This is a genomic window from Pseudomonas sp. 44 R 15 (assembly GCF_900004965.1).
Classification (GTDB): domain Bacteria; phylum Pseudomonadota; class Gammaproteobacteria; order Pseudomonadales; family Pseudomonadaceae; genus Aquipseudomonas; species Aquipseudomonas orientalis_A.
In genome coordinates this window covers 40,758-54,707 of record NZ_CVTU01000117.1, presented here as the reverse complement: position 1 = coordinate 54,707, position 13,950 = coordinate 40,758, and the positions used below count along the sequence as shown (strand labels likewise).

Annotated in this window: 13 protein-coding genes; 7 read left to right on the top strand and 6 right to left on the bottom strand. The window is 62.6% G+C overall.

The window, feature by feature from the left end; genetic code table 11:
- Window positions 1–57 precede the first annotated feature (57 nt).
- Complete coding sequence (locus BFP93_RS24575; protein WP_065886734.1) at window positions 58–1,008, bottom strand: choline sulfate utilization transcriptional regulator; 951 nt, start codon at window positions 1,006–1,008, stop codon at window positions 58–60.
- Between the two features lie 103 nt (window positions 1,009–1,111).
- Here BFP93_RS24575 and betC point away from each other — a divergent pair, with 103 nt between their 5' ends.
- The 3 genes from betC (at window position 1,112) to BFP93_RS24560 (ending at window position 5,299) form a co-directional block, all read left to right on the top strand.
- Window positions 1,112–2,623 (top strand): choline-sulfatase, encoded by a 1,512-nt coding sequence (gene betC, locus BFP93_RS24570; RefSeq protein WP_065895250.1) that lies wholly within the window; start codon window positions 1,112–1,114, stop codon window positions 2,621–2,623.
- A 19-nt stretch (window positions 2,624–2,642) separates the two neighbouring features.
- Window positions 2,643–3,557 carry a choline ABC transporter substrate-binding protein gene (choX, locus tag BFP93_RS24565; protein WP_065895249.1) on the top strand — a complete coding sequence of 305 codons (915 nt, stop codon included), beginning with the start codon at window positions 2,643–2,645 and terminating at the stop codon, window positions 3,555–3,557.
- 173 nt (window positions 3,558–3,730) lie between these two features.
- Entirely contained in the window at window positions 3,731–5,299 is a 1,569-nt protein-coding gene (locus BFP93_RS24560) for a SulP family inorganic anion transporter (protein WP_065895248.1), read from the top strand.
- A 114-nt stretch (window positions 5,300–5,413) separates the two neighbouring features.
- Here BFP93_RS24560 and aroE read toward each other — a convergent pair whose 3' ends face one another.
- On the bottom strand, window positions 5,414–6,232 hold the full coding sequence (aroE, locus tag BFP93_RS24555; RefSeq protein WP_065895247.1) for a shikimate dehydrogenase: 819 nt from the start codon (window positions 6,230–6,232) through the stop codon (window positions 5,414–5,416).
- Window positions 6,232–7,164: an oxygen-dependent coproporphyrinogen oxidase gene (hemF, locus tag BFP93_RS24550; RefSeq protein ID WP_065895246.1), complete on the bottom strand. Its 933-nt coding sequence runs from the start codon at window positions 7,162–7,164 to the stop codon at window positions 6,232–6,234. Before hemF ends, aroE begins: the two co-directional genes overlap by 1 nt.
- A gap of 159 nt (window positions 7,165–7,323) precedes the next feature.
- Between hemF and BFP93_RS24545 the strand changes: the two genes are divergently transcribed.
- Window positions 7,324–8,301 (top strand): quinone oxidoreductase family protein, encoded by a 978-nt coding sequence (locus tag BFP93_RS24545; RefSeq protein WP_065895245.1) that lies wholly within the window; start codon window positions 7,324–7,326, stop codon window positions 8,299–8,301.
- A gap of 104 nt (window positions 8,302–8,405) precedes the next feature.
- Here the strand turns inward: BFP93_RS24545 and BFP93_RS24540 are convergent, their stop codons facing one another.
- The 3 genes from BFP93_RS24540 to BFP93_RS24530 all read right to left on the bottom strand — a co-directional run bounded on the left by BFP93_RS24540 (window position 8,406) and on the right by BFP93_RS24530 (window position 10,965).
- Entirely contained in the window at window positions 8,406–8,963 is a 558-nt protein-coding gene (locus tag BFP93_RS24540) for an L-threonylcarbamoyladenylate synthase (protein WP_065886727.1), read from the bottom strand.
- Between the two features lie 58 nt (window positions 8,964–9,021).
- Window positions 9,022–10,125, bottom strand: a complete 1,104-nt coding sequence (dprA, locus tag BFP93_RS24535) for a DNA-processing protein DprA (RefSeq protein WP_065895244.1) — start codon at window positions 10,123–10,125, stop codon at window positions 9,022–9,024.
- Between the two features lie 63 nt (window positions 10,126–10,188).
- Window positions 10,189–10,965: a peptidoglycan-binding protein gene (locus tag BFP93_RS24530; protein ID WP_065895243.1), complete on the bottom strand. Its 777-nt coding sequence runs from the start codon at window positions 10,963–10,965 to the stop codon at window positions 10,189–10,191.
- Window positions 10,966–11,100: 135 nt separating this feature from the next.
- Here BFP93_RS24530 and def point away from each other — a divergent pair, with 135 nt between their 5' ends.
- The 3 genes from def (at window position 11,101) to rsmB (ending at window position 13,936) form a co-directional block, all read left to right on the top strand.
- Window positions 11,101–11,607 (top strand): peptide deformylase, encoded by a 507-nt coding sequence (gene def / locus BFP93_RS24525; protein ID WP_005783383.1) that lies wholly within the window; start codon window positions 11,101–11,103, stop codon window positions 11,605–11,607.
- Between the two features lie 68 nt (window positions 11,608–11,675).
- Complete coding sequence (fmt, locus tag BFP93_RS24520; RefSeq protein ID WP_065895242.1) at window positions 11,676–12,629, top strand: methionyl-tRNA formyltransferase; 954 nt, start codon at window positions 11,676–11,678, stop codon at window positions 12,627–12,629.
- Window positions 12,626–13,936 carry a 16S rRNA (cytosine(967)-C(5))-methyltransferase RsmB gene (gene rsmB / locus BFP93_RS24515; protein ID WP_065895241.1) on the top strand — a complete coding sequence of 437 codons (1,311 nt, stop codon included), beginning with the start codon at window positions 12,626–12,628 and terminating at the stop codon, window positions 13,934–13,936. The genes fmt and rsmB overlap by 4 nt, the downstream gene beginning before the upstream one ends.
- Window positions 13,937–13,950 lie beyond the last annotated feature (14 nt).

Genomic DNA, 13,950 nt, shown 5'->3' with positions numbered 1-13,950 from the left:
AAAATCATACATCTTCCTGGGAAAATGAGCATTGCATTAGCTTGGAAAGCGCCGGGCCTAGACCGCAATCGATGGCAGGGCCAGCCCGGTCAATGACTGCGCACTGCCGGCCTGCTCCGCCAGCAGCCAATCGACAAACCGTTCGACCAACTGCCCGCGACGCTTGCGCTGGGGCTGCACCACGTAATAGCCGAAGCGCGAGACCACCGTCTCGCTGATCGGTCTGCACAGCCAGTTCTGCTCCAGCAGGTTATCCACCAGGTGGCGCCAGCCGATCGCGACGCCCTGGCCGGCAATAGCCGCCTGAATCAGCAGCGTGTAATTGTCGAAACGCAACTGGCCAGGGGTGGGCGCGGCGCTGATACCCAGCTCGCGAAACACACCGGCCCAATCGAACCAATGGCGATTGTTTTCCTGACGCAAGTGCAGCAGGGGGTAGTCCGGCAGGGTCTGCACCGTCAGCGCAGTGGCCTGGTTCTTGAGCCACTGGGGGCTGCACACCGGGAACACTTCCTCATTGAACAACCAAAGGCTGTCGCCTTGCTTGAAGCGTCCATCGCCAAACAGCACGGCCACGTCGATGTCGCTGCGCAGGCTGGCGTGGTTGCGCTCGCTGGTCACCAGGCTCACGTCAACCTGCGGGTTGGCCTCGTGGAACCGATGCAGGCGCGGCATCAGCCAGTAGGCGGCAAAGGCGAAGTCGGTGGCCACTTGCAGCACTTCGTGCTGGTCCTGCCGGGTGACGGTGCTCAGGCCCAGGTTGATGGTTTGCAGGCCGGCCTGCACGTGTTCGAACAGCAGGGCGCCGGCGTCGGTCAATTCGATGCCACGGTAGATGCGATCGAACAAGCGGATCGCCAACTGCTCTTCAAGCCGTTTGATCTGCTGGCTGATGGCCGGTTGGGTGGTGCCCAACTCCATCGCGGCGGCGGTAAAACTGCGCTGCCGCGCAGCCGCTTCGAACGCGCGCAGCAGGTCGAGGGAGAGGTCACCCAGCGCTTCATACATAAGCTGTGCTTATCCTAGGTATTGTTATTCATGGGCTTTACCACGTTTTTCATGGGCCGCATGCTCAGTGGCATAAACACCGCCTATGGAATGCCGAGAAACCATGAAGCGCAAGAACATTCTTTTCATCATGGCCGATCAAATGGCCGCGCCGCTGCTGCCGTTCTACGGACCTTCCCCGATCAAGCTGCCCCACCTGAGCCGCCTCGCCGAACAGGGCGTGGTCTTCGACGCCGCCTACTGCAACAGCCCGCTGTGTGCGCCTTCGCGCTTCACGCTGGTCAGCGGCCAGTTGCCGAGCAAGATAGGCGCCTACGACAACGCGGCGGATTTCCCCGCCGATGTGCCGACCTATGCCCACTACCTGCGTCGCCTCGGCTACCGCACGGCGCTGTCGGGCAAGATGCATTTCTGCGGTCCCGACCAGTTGCACGGCTATGAAGAGCGCCTGACCAGCGACATCTACCCGGCGGACTATGGTTGGGCGGTGAACTGGGATGAGCCGGATGTACGCCCCAGCTGGTATCACAACATGGCTTCGGTGCTGCAAGCCGGACCCTGTGTGCGCACCAACCAGCTGGACTTCGACGAAGAGGTGGTGTTCAAGGCCCGGCAATATCTGTTCGATCATATCCGCGAGGACGGCGAGCAACCGTTCTGCCTGACCGTGTCGATGACCCATCCCCATGACCCGTACACCATTCCCAAACCGTTCTGGGACCTGTACGAGGACAGCGACATTCCCTTGCCTGCAACGCCGGCCCAGGGCGATCTCGACCCGCACTCCCAGCGTCTGCTCAAGGTCTACGACCTGTGGGACAAGCCGCTGCCTGTGGATAAGATCCGCGATGCACGGCGTGCCTATTTCGGCGCGTGCAGCTACATCGACAGCAATGTCGGCAAGCTGCTGCAAACCCTGGAAGACACCGGCCTGGCCGATGACACCATCATCATCTTCTCCGGCGACCACGGCGACATGCTGGGCGAGCGCGGCCTCTGGTACAAAATGCACTGGTTCGAAATGGCCGCCCGCGTGCCGCTGTTGATCAGTGCGCCGGGGCAATTTGCGGCGCGCCGTGTGACCCAGGCCGTCTCGACCGCCGACCTGTTGCCCACCCTGGTGGAGTTGGCCGGCGGCGAGCTGGACCCGCGCCTGCCCCTGGATGGCCGTTCGCTGCTGCCACATTTGCAAGGCGAGGGCGGGCACGACGAAGTGTTTGGCGAATACATGGCCGAAGGCACCATCAGCCCGCTGATGATGATTCGCCGGGGCGCCTACAAATTCATCTACAGCGAAGACGACCCTTGTCTACTGTTCGATGTACACAACGACCCGCACGAGCGGGAGAACCTCAGCCAGTCACCGGAGCACCGGCCACTGTTCGAGGCGTTTTTAAACGAGGCGCGGGCCAAGTGGGACATCCCGGCGATCCACCAACAGGTGCTCGCCAGCCAACGCCGCCGTCGCCTGGTGTTCCAAGCACTGACCCAGGGCAAACTCAAGAGCTGGGATCACCAGCCACTGGTGGACGCCAGTCAGCAGTACATGCGCAACCATATCGACCTCGACGACCTGGAGCGCAAGGCACGTTATCCACAACCCTGCCAACACTAAAAAATACAGAGGGAAGGCCATGCAAAAGTTAACGGTAGTGCTGGGCATCCTGGCGTTGAGCAGCGCCAATGCATTTGCGGACTCAAGTTGCGAAACGGTGAAAATGGCCGATCCCGGCTGGAGCGACATTGCGGCGACCAACGCCATCACCGGTTTTCTGCTGACCGGCATGGGCTACACGCCCAAGGTCGACACCCTGGCCGTGCCGATTACCTTTGGCGGGCTCAAGGATGGCCAGGTTGACGTGTTCATGGGCAACTGGATGCCGGCGCAGCAAGGCTTCTATGACAAGTTCGTGGCCAATGGCGATGTCGTACAGTTGGCGAAGAACCTCGACGGCACCGAGTTCACCCTCGCCGTGCCGGACTACGTGTGGGACGCGGGCGTGCATGATTTTGCCGACCTGAATAAATTCGCCGACCGATTCGGCAAGAAGATCTACGGCATCGGCTCCGGCGCGCCGGCGAATATCTCGCTGCAGGAGATCATCAAGAAGAATGACTTTGACCTCGGCCAGTGGAAGCTGGTGGAGTCGAGTGAACAGGCGATGCTCGCCGAAGTTTCGCGAGCGGTGAAGAAACAGCGCTTCGTCACCTTCCTCGGCTGGACGCCGCACCCCATGAACGTGCAACTGAAAATGCACTACCTCACAGGCGGCGAGCAGTATTTTGGCAGCACCGGCAGTGTCTACACCTTGACCCGCAAGGGCTACGCGCAAGCCTGCCCGAATGTGGGGAAACTGCTGACCAACCTGAGTTTCACCCAGGACATGGAGAACAGCATCATGGCTGACGTGGCCAACAACAAGGTCAGCAATGCGGATGCCGCGAAGGCCTGGATCAAGGCCAATCCGGCGGTGTTGGACAAGTGGCTGGAGGGCGTGAAAACCCTGGATGGCAAGGATGCGTTGGCAGCGGTAAAAGCCAACCTCTAAAGATCACACTCGTGATCGTTCCCACGCTCCGCGTGGGAATGCATCCCTGGACGCTCTGCGTCCGCTTTCAAACCCGTGACGCGGAGCGTCACAAGAGGCATTCCCACGCAGAGCGTGGGAGCGATCACTGGCAGCCTGATACTCTGGCTCAAACCTTTCTACCCGAGCCTGCGATGTCCCGGCCCAACCGCTACACACTGTTCCCTTTCCTCAGTTGGCTGCCGTGCCAAACCCGCGCCAGCGTTGGCCGGGACGCCATCGTCGGCCTCAGCGGCGCCGTACTCGCGCTGCCACAGTCGATTGCCTACGCACTGATTGCCGGGCTCCCACCGGAATACGGGCTGTACGCGGCCATCATTCCGGTGTTGATCGCGTGCCTGTGGGGCTCGTCCTGGCACCTGATCTGCGGTCCTACGGCGGCAATTTCCATTGTGCTCTACGCCAGTATCAGCCCGCTGGCGGTGCCGGGTTCCCAGGATTACATCACCTTGATCCTGCTGCTGACCGTCCTCGCCGGTGTGTTCCAATGGTTGCTGGGCCTGCTGCGCTTCGGCGCGCTGGTGAATTTCGTCTCCCATTCCGTGGTGCTCGGTTTCACTCTTGGTGCCGCGGTGGTCATCGCTCTGGGGCAGTTGCCCAACCTGCTGGGGCTGGACCTGCCGAGCCAGGCCACCGCGATCAACAGCCTGCTGGCGCTGCTCGAGCATGCCGGCGAGTGGGACCGCGCCTCGCTCATCCTGGGCCTGGGCACCTTGCTGGTCGGCGCACTGCTCAAATACCTGGTGCCACGTTGGCCGAGCCTGTTGATCGCCCTGGCCCTGGGCAGCCTCGCCACATGGCTGTGGCCGGCGCTGTTCGGGCAGGTGGCGTTGGTCAGTTCGTTCATCGGCAAGCTGCCACCCTTGCGCCCGTTGCCCATGGACCTGGACACGATCCTGCGCCTGCTGCCGAGCGCTGTGGCGGTGGGCATGCTGGGGCTGGTGACCAGCCTGTCGATTGCCCGCTCACTGTCGGCCCGTTCGCAGCAACTGCTCGACGCCAATCAGGAAGTTCGCGCCCAGGGTTTATCCAATATCGTCGGCGGATTTTTCTCCGGCTATCTGTCGGCAGGTTCGTTCACCCGCTCCGGGCTCAGTTATGAGGCGGGTGCCCGCTCGCCATTGGCCGGCGTGTTTTCCGCGCTCTGGGTGGCGCTGTTTGCGCTGTTTGGCGCAGGGTTGATCGCGCACATTCCGATCCCGAGCATGGCGGCAAGTATCCTGTTGATCTGCTGGGGGCTGGTGGACCACCGCGGCATCCGTGCGTTGTACCGCGTGAGCCGCGCCGAATTCGCGGTGATGGCGCTGACGTGTGTGGCGACCTTGCTGCTGGAGCTGCAAACGGCCATTTATGCCGGGGTGCTGGCGTCGCTGTTTTTCTACCTCAAGCGCACCTCGCAACCCCGGGTGCAGCAATGGCGCGACGGTGACGAGGATGTCCTGCGCGTGGGTGGCTCGATCTTTTTTGGCGCCAGCCACTACCTGCAGGTGCGCCTGCAACGCTTGCAGGGCGAGCGGGTGGTGATCGAGGCGCAGCAGATCAACTTTATCGACTACTCCGGGGTAGAGATGCTGCACCAGGAAGCGCGGCGGTTGGCGGGGTTGGGGCGTAGCCTGACCTTGCGCGGGGCCCGGCCGCAGGTGGTTGAAGAGTTGAAGAAGCTGGAAGGCGCCGAAAACTGCCCCATCCATTTCGAAGACTGAACACGGTCAAAACTGTGGGAGGGGGCTTGCCCCCGATAGCGGTGCTTCAGCCAACACATGGGTAGCTGACAGACCGCCATCGGGGGCAAGCCCCCTCCCACATTTGGATATATGTCAGGCCAACTGGCGGCGCAGCTCGGCCAGTACCGGCGCCGACTCCGGGCGTACGCCGCGCCACAGAAAGAACGCTTCGGCCGCCTGCTCAACCAGCATGCCCAATCCATCCATCGCTACCGCCGCACCCCGCTCATCGGCCCAGCGACAGAAGGCGGTCGGCGCCTTGGCGTACATCATGTCGTAGCAGAACGTCTTGCCCGGTTCGATCAAACTGCCCGCAATCGGCGGTACGTCGCCTGACAAGCTGGCGGACGTGGCGTTGATAATCACGTCCACCGGCTCACGCAGCCAGTCGAAACCACTGGCGGACACCGGCCCCAGGTCATTGAACAGCTCGGCCAGGCCTTCGGCTTTTTCCACGGTGCGGTTGGCAATGATCAGTGAGGCGGGTTTTTCGGCCAGCAACGGTTCCAACGCGCCGCGTACCGCGCCACCGGCGCCCAGCAGCAGGATGCGCTTGCCTTGCAGGTCCAGCCCGGCGTTGACCTTGAGGTCGCGCACCAGGCCTGCGCCGTCAGTGTTATCACCGAGCAACGTGCCATCGGCCAGCTTGCTCAGGGTATTCACCGCGCCGGCGCGTTGGGCGCGCTCGCTGAGGGTGTCGGCCAGCCGGAAAGCGTCTTCCTTGAACGGCACGGTGACATTCGCCCCACGGCCGTGTTGAAAGAACTCACGGGCACAGCCGATGAAGTCCTCCAGCGGCGCGAGCAGTGTGCTGTAGTCCATCTGCTCGCCGGTCTGCTCGGCGAACAGGCGGTGAATCAACGGTGACTTGCTGTGGCCGATAGGGTTGCCGAAGACGACATAGCGATCCATCACACTGCCGCCTTGGGCGCAGTCAGGCCGAGCCAGTCGCGGTCCTGCAGGAAATAGTCGGTAAGGCGCGCTTCTTCGCTCCCGGCCTCGGCTTTCCAGTCGTAGCTCCAGCGCACCTGCGGCGGCAGCGACATCAGGATCGACTCGGTACGCCCGCCCGACTGCAGGCCGAACAGGGTGCCACGGTCATAGACGAGGTTGAACTCAACGTAGCGGCCCCGGCGGAACTCCTGGAACTGACGCTGCTGTTCGGTATAAGCCATCGCCTGGCGGCGCTGCATGATCGGCAGGTAGGCGTCGATGTAGGCATCACCGATGGCGCGGATGAAGGCAAAGCAGGTGTCGAAGCCCCATTCGTTCAAGTCATCGAAAAACAGGCCGCCGATGCCACGCGGCTCGTTGCGGTGCTTGATATGGAAATAGCTGTCGCACCAGGCTTTATAACGCGGGTAAACGTCCGCACCGAACGGCGCACAGGCCTGCTCGGCCACGCGATGCCAGTGGATGCAGTCTTCGTCGTTGCCGTAATAAGGCGTCAGGTCAAAGCCTCCGCCAAACCACCACACCGGCTCTTCGCCTTCCTTTTCAGCAATGAAAAAGCGCACATTGGCGTGGGAAGTCGGTATGTGCGGGTTATGGGGATGGATCACCAGCGATACGCCCAGCGCCTCGAAGCCGCGACCGGCCAGTTCAGGGCGATGGGCACTGGCGGACGGGGGCAAGCCGCTGCCAAACACGTGGGAAAAATTGACGCCGCCTTTTTCGATGACCGACCCGTTTTCAATCACACGGGTGCGACCGCCACCACCGGCAGGCCGGGTCCAGGCGTCTTCGATAAAGCGCGTGTCCGTTTCGAAGGTTTCCAGGGCACTGCAAATACGGTCTTGCAGGTCGAGCAGGTAGGCTTTTACAGCCTCGGTGCGAGTAGTCATGGCATCACCTTGAATCGGGCAAAGCTACGCGAGGCCATTGGGCGTCGGCGGCAAATGGGCGCACAGGATACCACCGCACCTCGTGTCGTCGCAGTTGACGAAGATCAAGCTTAGGAGTCCGATAGGGGCCTTCGTTTATTCGACCCAAGGAGAAGGTAGATGGCCAAACGTATCCAGTTCAGCGCCCATGGTGGCCCCGATGTGCTTGAGTATGTGGACTACACGCCGGCGGAGCCTGGCCCACAACAGGTTCGGGTGCGCAACGAAGCCATTGGCCTGAACTTCATCGACACGTATTTTCGCAGCGGCCTCTACGCGCCACCGTCCTTGCCCTCGGGCCTGGGCGCCGAAGGCGCCGGTGTGGTCGATGCCGTAGGCAGTGAAGTCAGCCAATTCCAGGTCGGCGACCGCGTGGCCTATGGCAGCGGTCCGCTCGGCGCCTACAGCCAGTTGCATGTATTGCCTGCGGCCAACCTGGTGCATCTGCCGGATGAAATCAGCTTCGAACAGGCCGCCGGTGCCATGCTCAAGGGCCTGACCGTACAGTACCTGCTGCGCCAGACCTATGAGCTGAAGGGCGGCGAAACCATTCTGTTCCACGCCGCCGCAGGCGGTGTGGGCTCCCTGGCTTGCCAATGGGCCAAGGCGCTGGGCGTGAAATTGATCGGCACGGTGAGCTCACCGGAGAAAGCCGCCGTGGCCAAATCCCTCGGCGCCTGGGAAACCATCGATTACAGCAAGGAAAATGTCGCACAGCGCGTGCTGGAATTGACTGACGGTAAAAAGGTGCCCGTGGTGTATGACGGCGTTGGCAAGGACACTTGGCTGACGTCGCTGGACAGCGTCGCACCGCGAGGCCTGGTGGTGAGTTTCGGGAATGCGTCGGGCGCGGTGGACGGGGTGAACCTGGGGATTCTGTCGGCGAAGGGCTCGCTGTATGTCACGCGGCCGACGCTGGCGACCTACGCGAGCAACCCGAAGGACTTGCAGGCGATGGCCGATGACCTGTTCTCGATGATCAAGAGCGGCAAGGTGCGCATTGATATCAACCAGCGCTATGCACTGGCGGATGCGGCGAAGGCGCAGACCGAGTTGTCCGGGCGGCGCACGACCGGTTCAACCATCCTGCTGCCTTAAGAAAGCCATCGGGGGCAAGCCCCCTCCCACCCTTGACCGAGGTGTCTCGACGAACACCGATCAAATGTGGGAGGGGGCTTGCCCCCGATAGGCGCGACTCGGTCTCAGGACGGTCGCACCACATCCCCCGTCGCCAGGTCACGGATCAGGCTCGGGTTCTTGCGTCCACCCAGGGCGCCGCCCAGTACAAGGTCCACCTGCCCGCGGAAATACTGCTCCACCCGAATCCGCGTACGTGCGGCCGGGCGGCCCTGGGGGTTGGCCGACGTGGAAATCAACGGCCCGACCTGGGCGCACAAATCCCGTACCAGCGGATGGTCACTGACCCGCAGCGCCACGGTGTCATGCACCCCCGTGACCCATTCCGGCAGCAAGTCCTGGTGGGGCACCAGCCAGGTATTCGGCCCAGGCCAGGTGCTGGCCATGCGCTCGATCCAGGTGTCGGGAAAGTCTTCGAACAGGAAGTCGAACTGGCGGATATTATCGGCCACCAGGATCAGGCCCTTATCCACTGAGCGATTCTTGATCGCCAGCAAACGGTCCACCGCTGCTTCATTCCACGGGTCGCAGCCCAGGCCCCAGACCGCTTCGGTCGGATAGGCAATCACCGCACCTGCGCGAATTTCTCGTGCAGCTTCCAGCACACGCCACCTGTTGACCATTGTTTACTCTCCGAACTAAAGCTCTGGGCAGTTTACCGATCTTCGTTGCAAAACCCAGCTACAACCGTTCGCCACGCGCAAGCCAGCGCCCACTTTCACAGATCACCCGGCCTTCGAGTTCCAACTCGGTAAGGCTCGCCAGCACCTGGGCCAGCGGCCGTCCACTGGCAAGCGCCAGGGCTTCGCTGGTGTGCGGGGCCGCGTGCAACAGCGCCACCAGCGGATGCACAACCGGTACCGGGGCCGGGCGTGACAACGCCTGCCAACCGCGCAAGCCTTCAAGAATGTGCTCGATGGTTTCCACCAGCACCGCGCCATCGCGGATCAACTGATGACAGCCCTTGGCCGCCGGATGATGGATGGAACCCGGAATGGCGTACACCTCGCGTCCTTGTTCCGCCGCCAGCCGTGCGGTAATCAGCGAACCGCTGGCGATGCTGGCTTCCACCACCAGGACCCCCAGGGACAAACCGCTGATAATCCGATTGCGCCGTGGAAAGTTACCGGCCTGGGGTGGCGCGTCCAGTGGAAACTCGGAAACCACGGCGCTGCCCTGGTCAATCATGGTCGCGGCCAGCTTCCTGTGGCGCTGTGGATAAAGTTTTTCCAGACCGGTGCCGAGCACACCGATGGTATGACCGCCCACGTCCAATGCCGCCTGATGGGCCGCGCCATCGATACCCAACGCAAGGCCGCTGGTGATGACAAAACCGGCGCTTGCCAGGCTGCGCGAAAAGGCGGCGGCGGTGTCCATGCCGGGGCGCGAAGCACGACGACTGCCGACCACGGCCAACTGCGGTTTTTCCAGCAGCGATGGGTCGCCGGCAACGAATAACAGCGGCGGAGCGCCCTCTGTCTGGCCGAGCAGCGCAGGGTAATCGGGCTGGTCCCACATCAGTAAATGCTGGCCAGGGCGGGCCAGCCAGGCCAATGCCGCACTGGCCCCATCACGAATATCCACACTGCGCCGGGCATCGGCACTGACGGCCGGCAACCCGAGCGCGCGCCAGGCGCTGGCAGGGGCACTGATGGCTTTCGACGCAGAACCGAACGCCTCGATCAACCGGTGAAAACGCCTGGGACCCAGTTCCGGCAACCGGTGCAAGCGCAGCCGGGCTTCCAGCTCTGCCGGGGAAATTTGATTGCTGTTTATCGGAAACATCTGATCATCCTTGATCGCAACAAGCTGTGGATAACTCTGTTGGTAACTTATTTAGCAGGCTATTTATTGCGATTGATCGTCAGTCTCGAAACGATCCATCACGGCCAGCGGGCGGGACGCGCTGAGAACCAGGGCGTAGCTGAGTTTTTCATAGGTGCGAAACACCAGCAGGGTGCCGGCACGCACATCCGGGAGTCGCGTCGGGGCCCCTGTCAGCGCGTCGCGCACCGAGGCGCCGGCCCTGATCACCGTGAGCAATTGGCCTTCGACCACACCGTCCCGGCGCCCCTTGTTCAAGGTCACCGCATCCAGCACGCCGATCTGTGTGACGCCCTTGGGAATGTCGATGATGTGGCCTTCAACAAAGGGGGCGGATGCAGGCGTTTGCAGATTGGCCAGGTCCACGCCAGGTTCGGCGCGCAGCAAGCGGTCGCCTGGGCGCACTTCCTGGGTAACCCTTTGCACGGCCAGGGTGGTGAGATCATCGCTCAGCACAAAGCGCGCGGTGCCGATGTCGTCGGCATTGATTCCAAGCAGTTCGCGGGTGTCGGGGTCGGTATAGACCTTGCCTCGGCGGAAGATCCCGTAGTTCGGCTGGGTCGGGTCCAGACTGCCCCTGGCGTAGACGCGCTCGCCGTTGGCGCCCAGCACGCGCCCACCTTCGGCGGCGACGATATAGGGTGCGTTATCCAGGTCCTCGGGGGAATCGAGCAGGCGGTTGTGCAGCAGGAAGCCCTGTATGGCCTTTTGCGTGACAGGGTCCAGGCGCTGGCCGGGCTGTGGAATCAGCGCCATGGCCAGCGGGGCCCACAGCAGCAAGACGAGTAGCGATTTCCTCATGGGGTCAATCTCCTTTATTATGTACGTTCGCGTGAAACGCCATAGCCTTCGCGGCTTTCGAACGTTTCACACCGGCTGCCTGGGTCCATCCCACCGCCGATTTGCCTCTACCTCACATGTGCAGCAATTACGCTTATGGCTATTTTGAACATCCTCGAATTTCCCGACTCGCGCCTGCGCACGATCGCCAAGCCGGTGGCCGTAGTGGACGACAAGGTTCGTCAGTTGGTCGATGACATGTTTGAAACAATGTATGAAGCCCCGGGCATCGGCCTCGCCGCGACCCAGGTCAACGTGCATCTGCGCGTCGTGGTCATGGACCTGTCCGAAGATCGCAGCGAACCCCGGGTGTACATCAACCCCGAGTTCGAACCGCTGACCGACGAGATGGGCGAATACCAGGAAGGTTGCCTGTCGGTGCCGGAGTTCTACGAGAACGTCGAACGCCCATTGCGCGTGAAGATCAAGGCCCTGGACCGCGACGGCAAGCCGTTCGAGCTGATTGCCGAAGGCCTGTTGGCGGTGTGCATCCAGCACGAGTGCGACCACCTCAACGGCAAGCTGTTTGTCGATTACCTGTCCACGCTCAAACGTGACCGGATCAAGAAGAAGCTGGAAAAAAAGCATCGCCAGCAAGCTTGATGCCCTCCTTCCAAAGGCTTGCTGCGGCAAGCCTTTTTCTTTTGTGACTGCTTTTAACGAGAACTCCGATGACCGAGCCACTGCGCATTGTTTTTGCCGGTACACCCGAATTTGCCGCCGAACACCTCAAGGCGCTGCTTGCCAGCCCCTATGAAATCGTCGCGGTGTACACCCAGCCGGATCGCCCGGCCGGGCGCGGGCAAAAACTGATGCCCAGCCCGGTCAAGCAGCTGGCGCTTGAGCACAACATCACCGTGCTGCAACCACCGACCCTGCGCAATGCGGATGCCCAGGCCGAACTGGCCGCGCTCAAGCCGGACCTGCTGGTCGTGGTCGCCTACGGCTTGATCCTGCCCCAGGCCGTACTCGATATCCCACGCCTGGGCTGCATCAACAGCCACGCTTCGTTGCTGCCACGCTGGCGCGGAGCGGCGCCGATCCAGCGCGCGGTGCAAGCTGGCGACAGCGAAAGCGGCGTGACGGTCATGCGCATGGAAGCAGGGCTGGACACCGGCCCGATGCTGCTCAAAGTCACCACACCGATCACTGCCCAAGACACCGGCGGCAGCCTGCACGATCGCCTGGCTGAAATGGGGCCGCCGGCCGTCATCCAGGCCATCGCCGGTCTTGCTGCCGGCACCCTGGAAGGCGAGGTGCAGGACGACAGCCTCGCCACCTACGCGCACAAACTGAACAAAGACGAAGCCCGCATCGACTGGAGCCGCCCGGCCGTGGAGCTTGAGCGCCTGGTACGTGCGTTCAACCCATGGCCTGTCTGCCACAGCACGCTCAACGGCGAAGCCTTGAAAGTATTGGCCGCGACCCTGGCCGAGGGCACAGGCGCTCCGGGTGAAATCATCGGCGCCAGCAAAGACGGCCTGTTGGTGGCGTGCGGCGAACAAGCGCTGTGCCTGACCCGTCTGCAATTGCCCGGTGGCAAGGCGCTTAATTTCAGCGATTTGTTCAACAGCCGTCGTGAGAAGTTTGCCCTGGGCACCGTTCTCGGCGTGGTCGCCCAATGAACCCGCGTCTGGCCGCCGCCAAGGCCCTCGCCGCCGTGCTCAACGGCAAAGCATCGCTGAACAGTTCGCTGCCCGTGCAGATGGATAAGGTTGAAGACCGTGATCGCGGTTTCACCCAGGACCTGGCCTTTGGCACGGCGCGTTGGCAGCCAAGGCTGTCGGCGTTGGCGGCCAAGTTGCTGCAAAAACCGTTCAAGGCAGCCGACGCCGATGTTGAAGCGCTGCTGCTGGTCGGTCTCTATCAACTGCTCTATACCCGCGTACCGGCCCACGCCGCCATCGGTGAAACGGTGGGCTGCGCCGACAAACTGAAAAAACCCTGGGCCAAGGCCTTGCTCAATGCCGTGCTGCGCCGCGCCCAGCGCGAAAGCGAAGGGCTGCTGGCCGAGCTGGAACATGACCCGGTGGTGCGCACCGCGCATCCGCGCTGGCTGCAAAAATCCCTGAAGGCGTTCTGGCCGCAGCAATGGGAAGCCATTTGCGCGGCGAACAATGCCCATCCGCCGATGATCCTGCGGGTCAACCGTCGCCATCACCGCCGCGACGCCTACCTGCAGTTGCTCAGCGAGGCGGGCATCGACGCCGCGCCGTGCGTGTACAGCGTCGACGGTATCGTGCTCCAGGCTGCCACAGACGTGCGCAGCCTGCCGGGCTTTGCCGAGGGCTGGATCAGCGTGCAGGACGAAGCCGCACAACTGGCCGCCGACCTGCTCGACCTGGCACCCGGTCAACGCGTATTGGACGCCTGCTGCGCACCGGGCGGTAAGACCTGTCACATCCTGGAAGTCGAAAAGGACCTGGGCGGTGTGGTAGCGGTCGACCTGGAAGCTAAACGCCTGGTGCGCGTAAGGGAAAACCTCGCACGCCTGGGTTTGAGCGCCGAGCTGATCGCCGCCGACGGCCGCGACACCGCCACCTGGTGGGACGGCAAACCGTTCCAGCGCATCCTGCTGGATGCGCCCTGTTCGGCCACCGGCGTGATCCGCCGCCACCCGGATATCAAGCTGACCCGCCAACCCGACGACATCGCCGCCCTGGCCGTGCTGCAGGGCGAACTGCTCGACGCACTGTGGCCCACCCTGGAAGTCGGCGGCATTCTGCTTTACGCCACCTGTTCCACCTTGCCCACCGAGAATACCGAGGTCATTCAAGCCTTCCTCGCCCGCACCAGCGGCGCACGGGAACTGGACCTCGCGACCACGGCCGGCATCAAACAACCGCACGGTCGCCAATTGCTCGCGCAGGAAGGCGGGCATGATGGCTTCTACTACGCCAAACTGATCAAGATCGCCGCCGCGCGCGGCTGAATGGTTTTAAGGGA

Bases quoted from the DNA above. Each gene is read 5' to 3' on its own strand.
- BFP93_RS24575 (WP_065886734.1), bottom strand. From the start codon at position 1,008: ATGTATGAAGCGCTGGGTGACCTCTCCCTCGACCTGCTGCGCGCGTTC.
- betC (WP_065895250.1), top strand. From the start codon at position 1,112: ATGAAGCGCAAGAACATTCTTTTCATCATGGCCGATCAAATGGCCGCG.
- choX (WP_065895249.1), top strand. From the start codon at position 2,643: ATGCAAAAGTTAACGGTAGTGCTGGGCATCCTGGCGTTGAGCAGCGCC.
- BFP93_RS24560 (WP_065895248.1), top strand. From the start codon at position 3,731: ATGTCCCGGCCCAACCGCTACACACTGTTCCCTTTCCTCAGTTGGCTG.
- aroE (WP_065895247.1), bottom strand. From the start codon at position 6,232: ATGGATCGCTATGTCGTCTTCGGCAACCCTATCGGCCACAGCAAGTCA.
- hemF (WP_065895246.1), bottom strand. From the start codon at position 7,164: ATGACTACTCGCACCGAGGCTGTAAAAGCCTACCTGCTCGACCTGCAA.
- BFP93_RS24545 (WP_065895245.1), top strand. From the start codon at position 7,324: ATGGCCAAACGTATCCAGTTCAGCGCCCATGGTGGCCCCGATGTGCTT.
- BFP93_RS24540 (WP_065886727.1), bottom strand. From the start codon at position 8,963: ATGGTCAACAGGTGGCGTGTGCTGGAAGCTGCACGAGAAATTCGCGCA.
- dprA (WP_065895244.1), bottom strand. From the start codon at position 10,125: ATGTTTCCGATAAACAGCAATCAAATTTCCCCGGCAGAGCTGGAAGCC.
- BFP93_RS24530 (WP_065895243.1), bottom strand. From the start codon at position 10,965: ATGAGGAAATCGCTACTCGTCTTGCTGCTGTGGGCCCCGCTGGCCATG.
- def (WP_005783383.1), top strand. From the start codon at position 11,101: ATGGCTATTTTGAACATCCTCGAATTTCCCGACTCGCGCCTGCGCACG.
- fmt (WP_065895242.1), top strand. From the start codon at position 11,676: ATGACCGAGCCACTGCGCATTGTTTTTGCCGGTACACCCGAATTTGCC.
- rsmB (WP_065895241.1), top strand. From the start codon at position 12,626: ATGAACCCGCGTCTGGCCGCCGCCAAGGCCCTCGCCGCCGTGCTCAAC.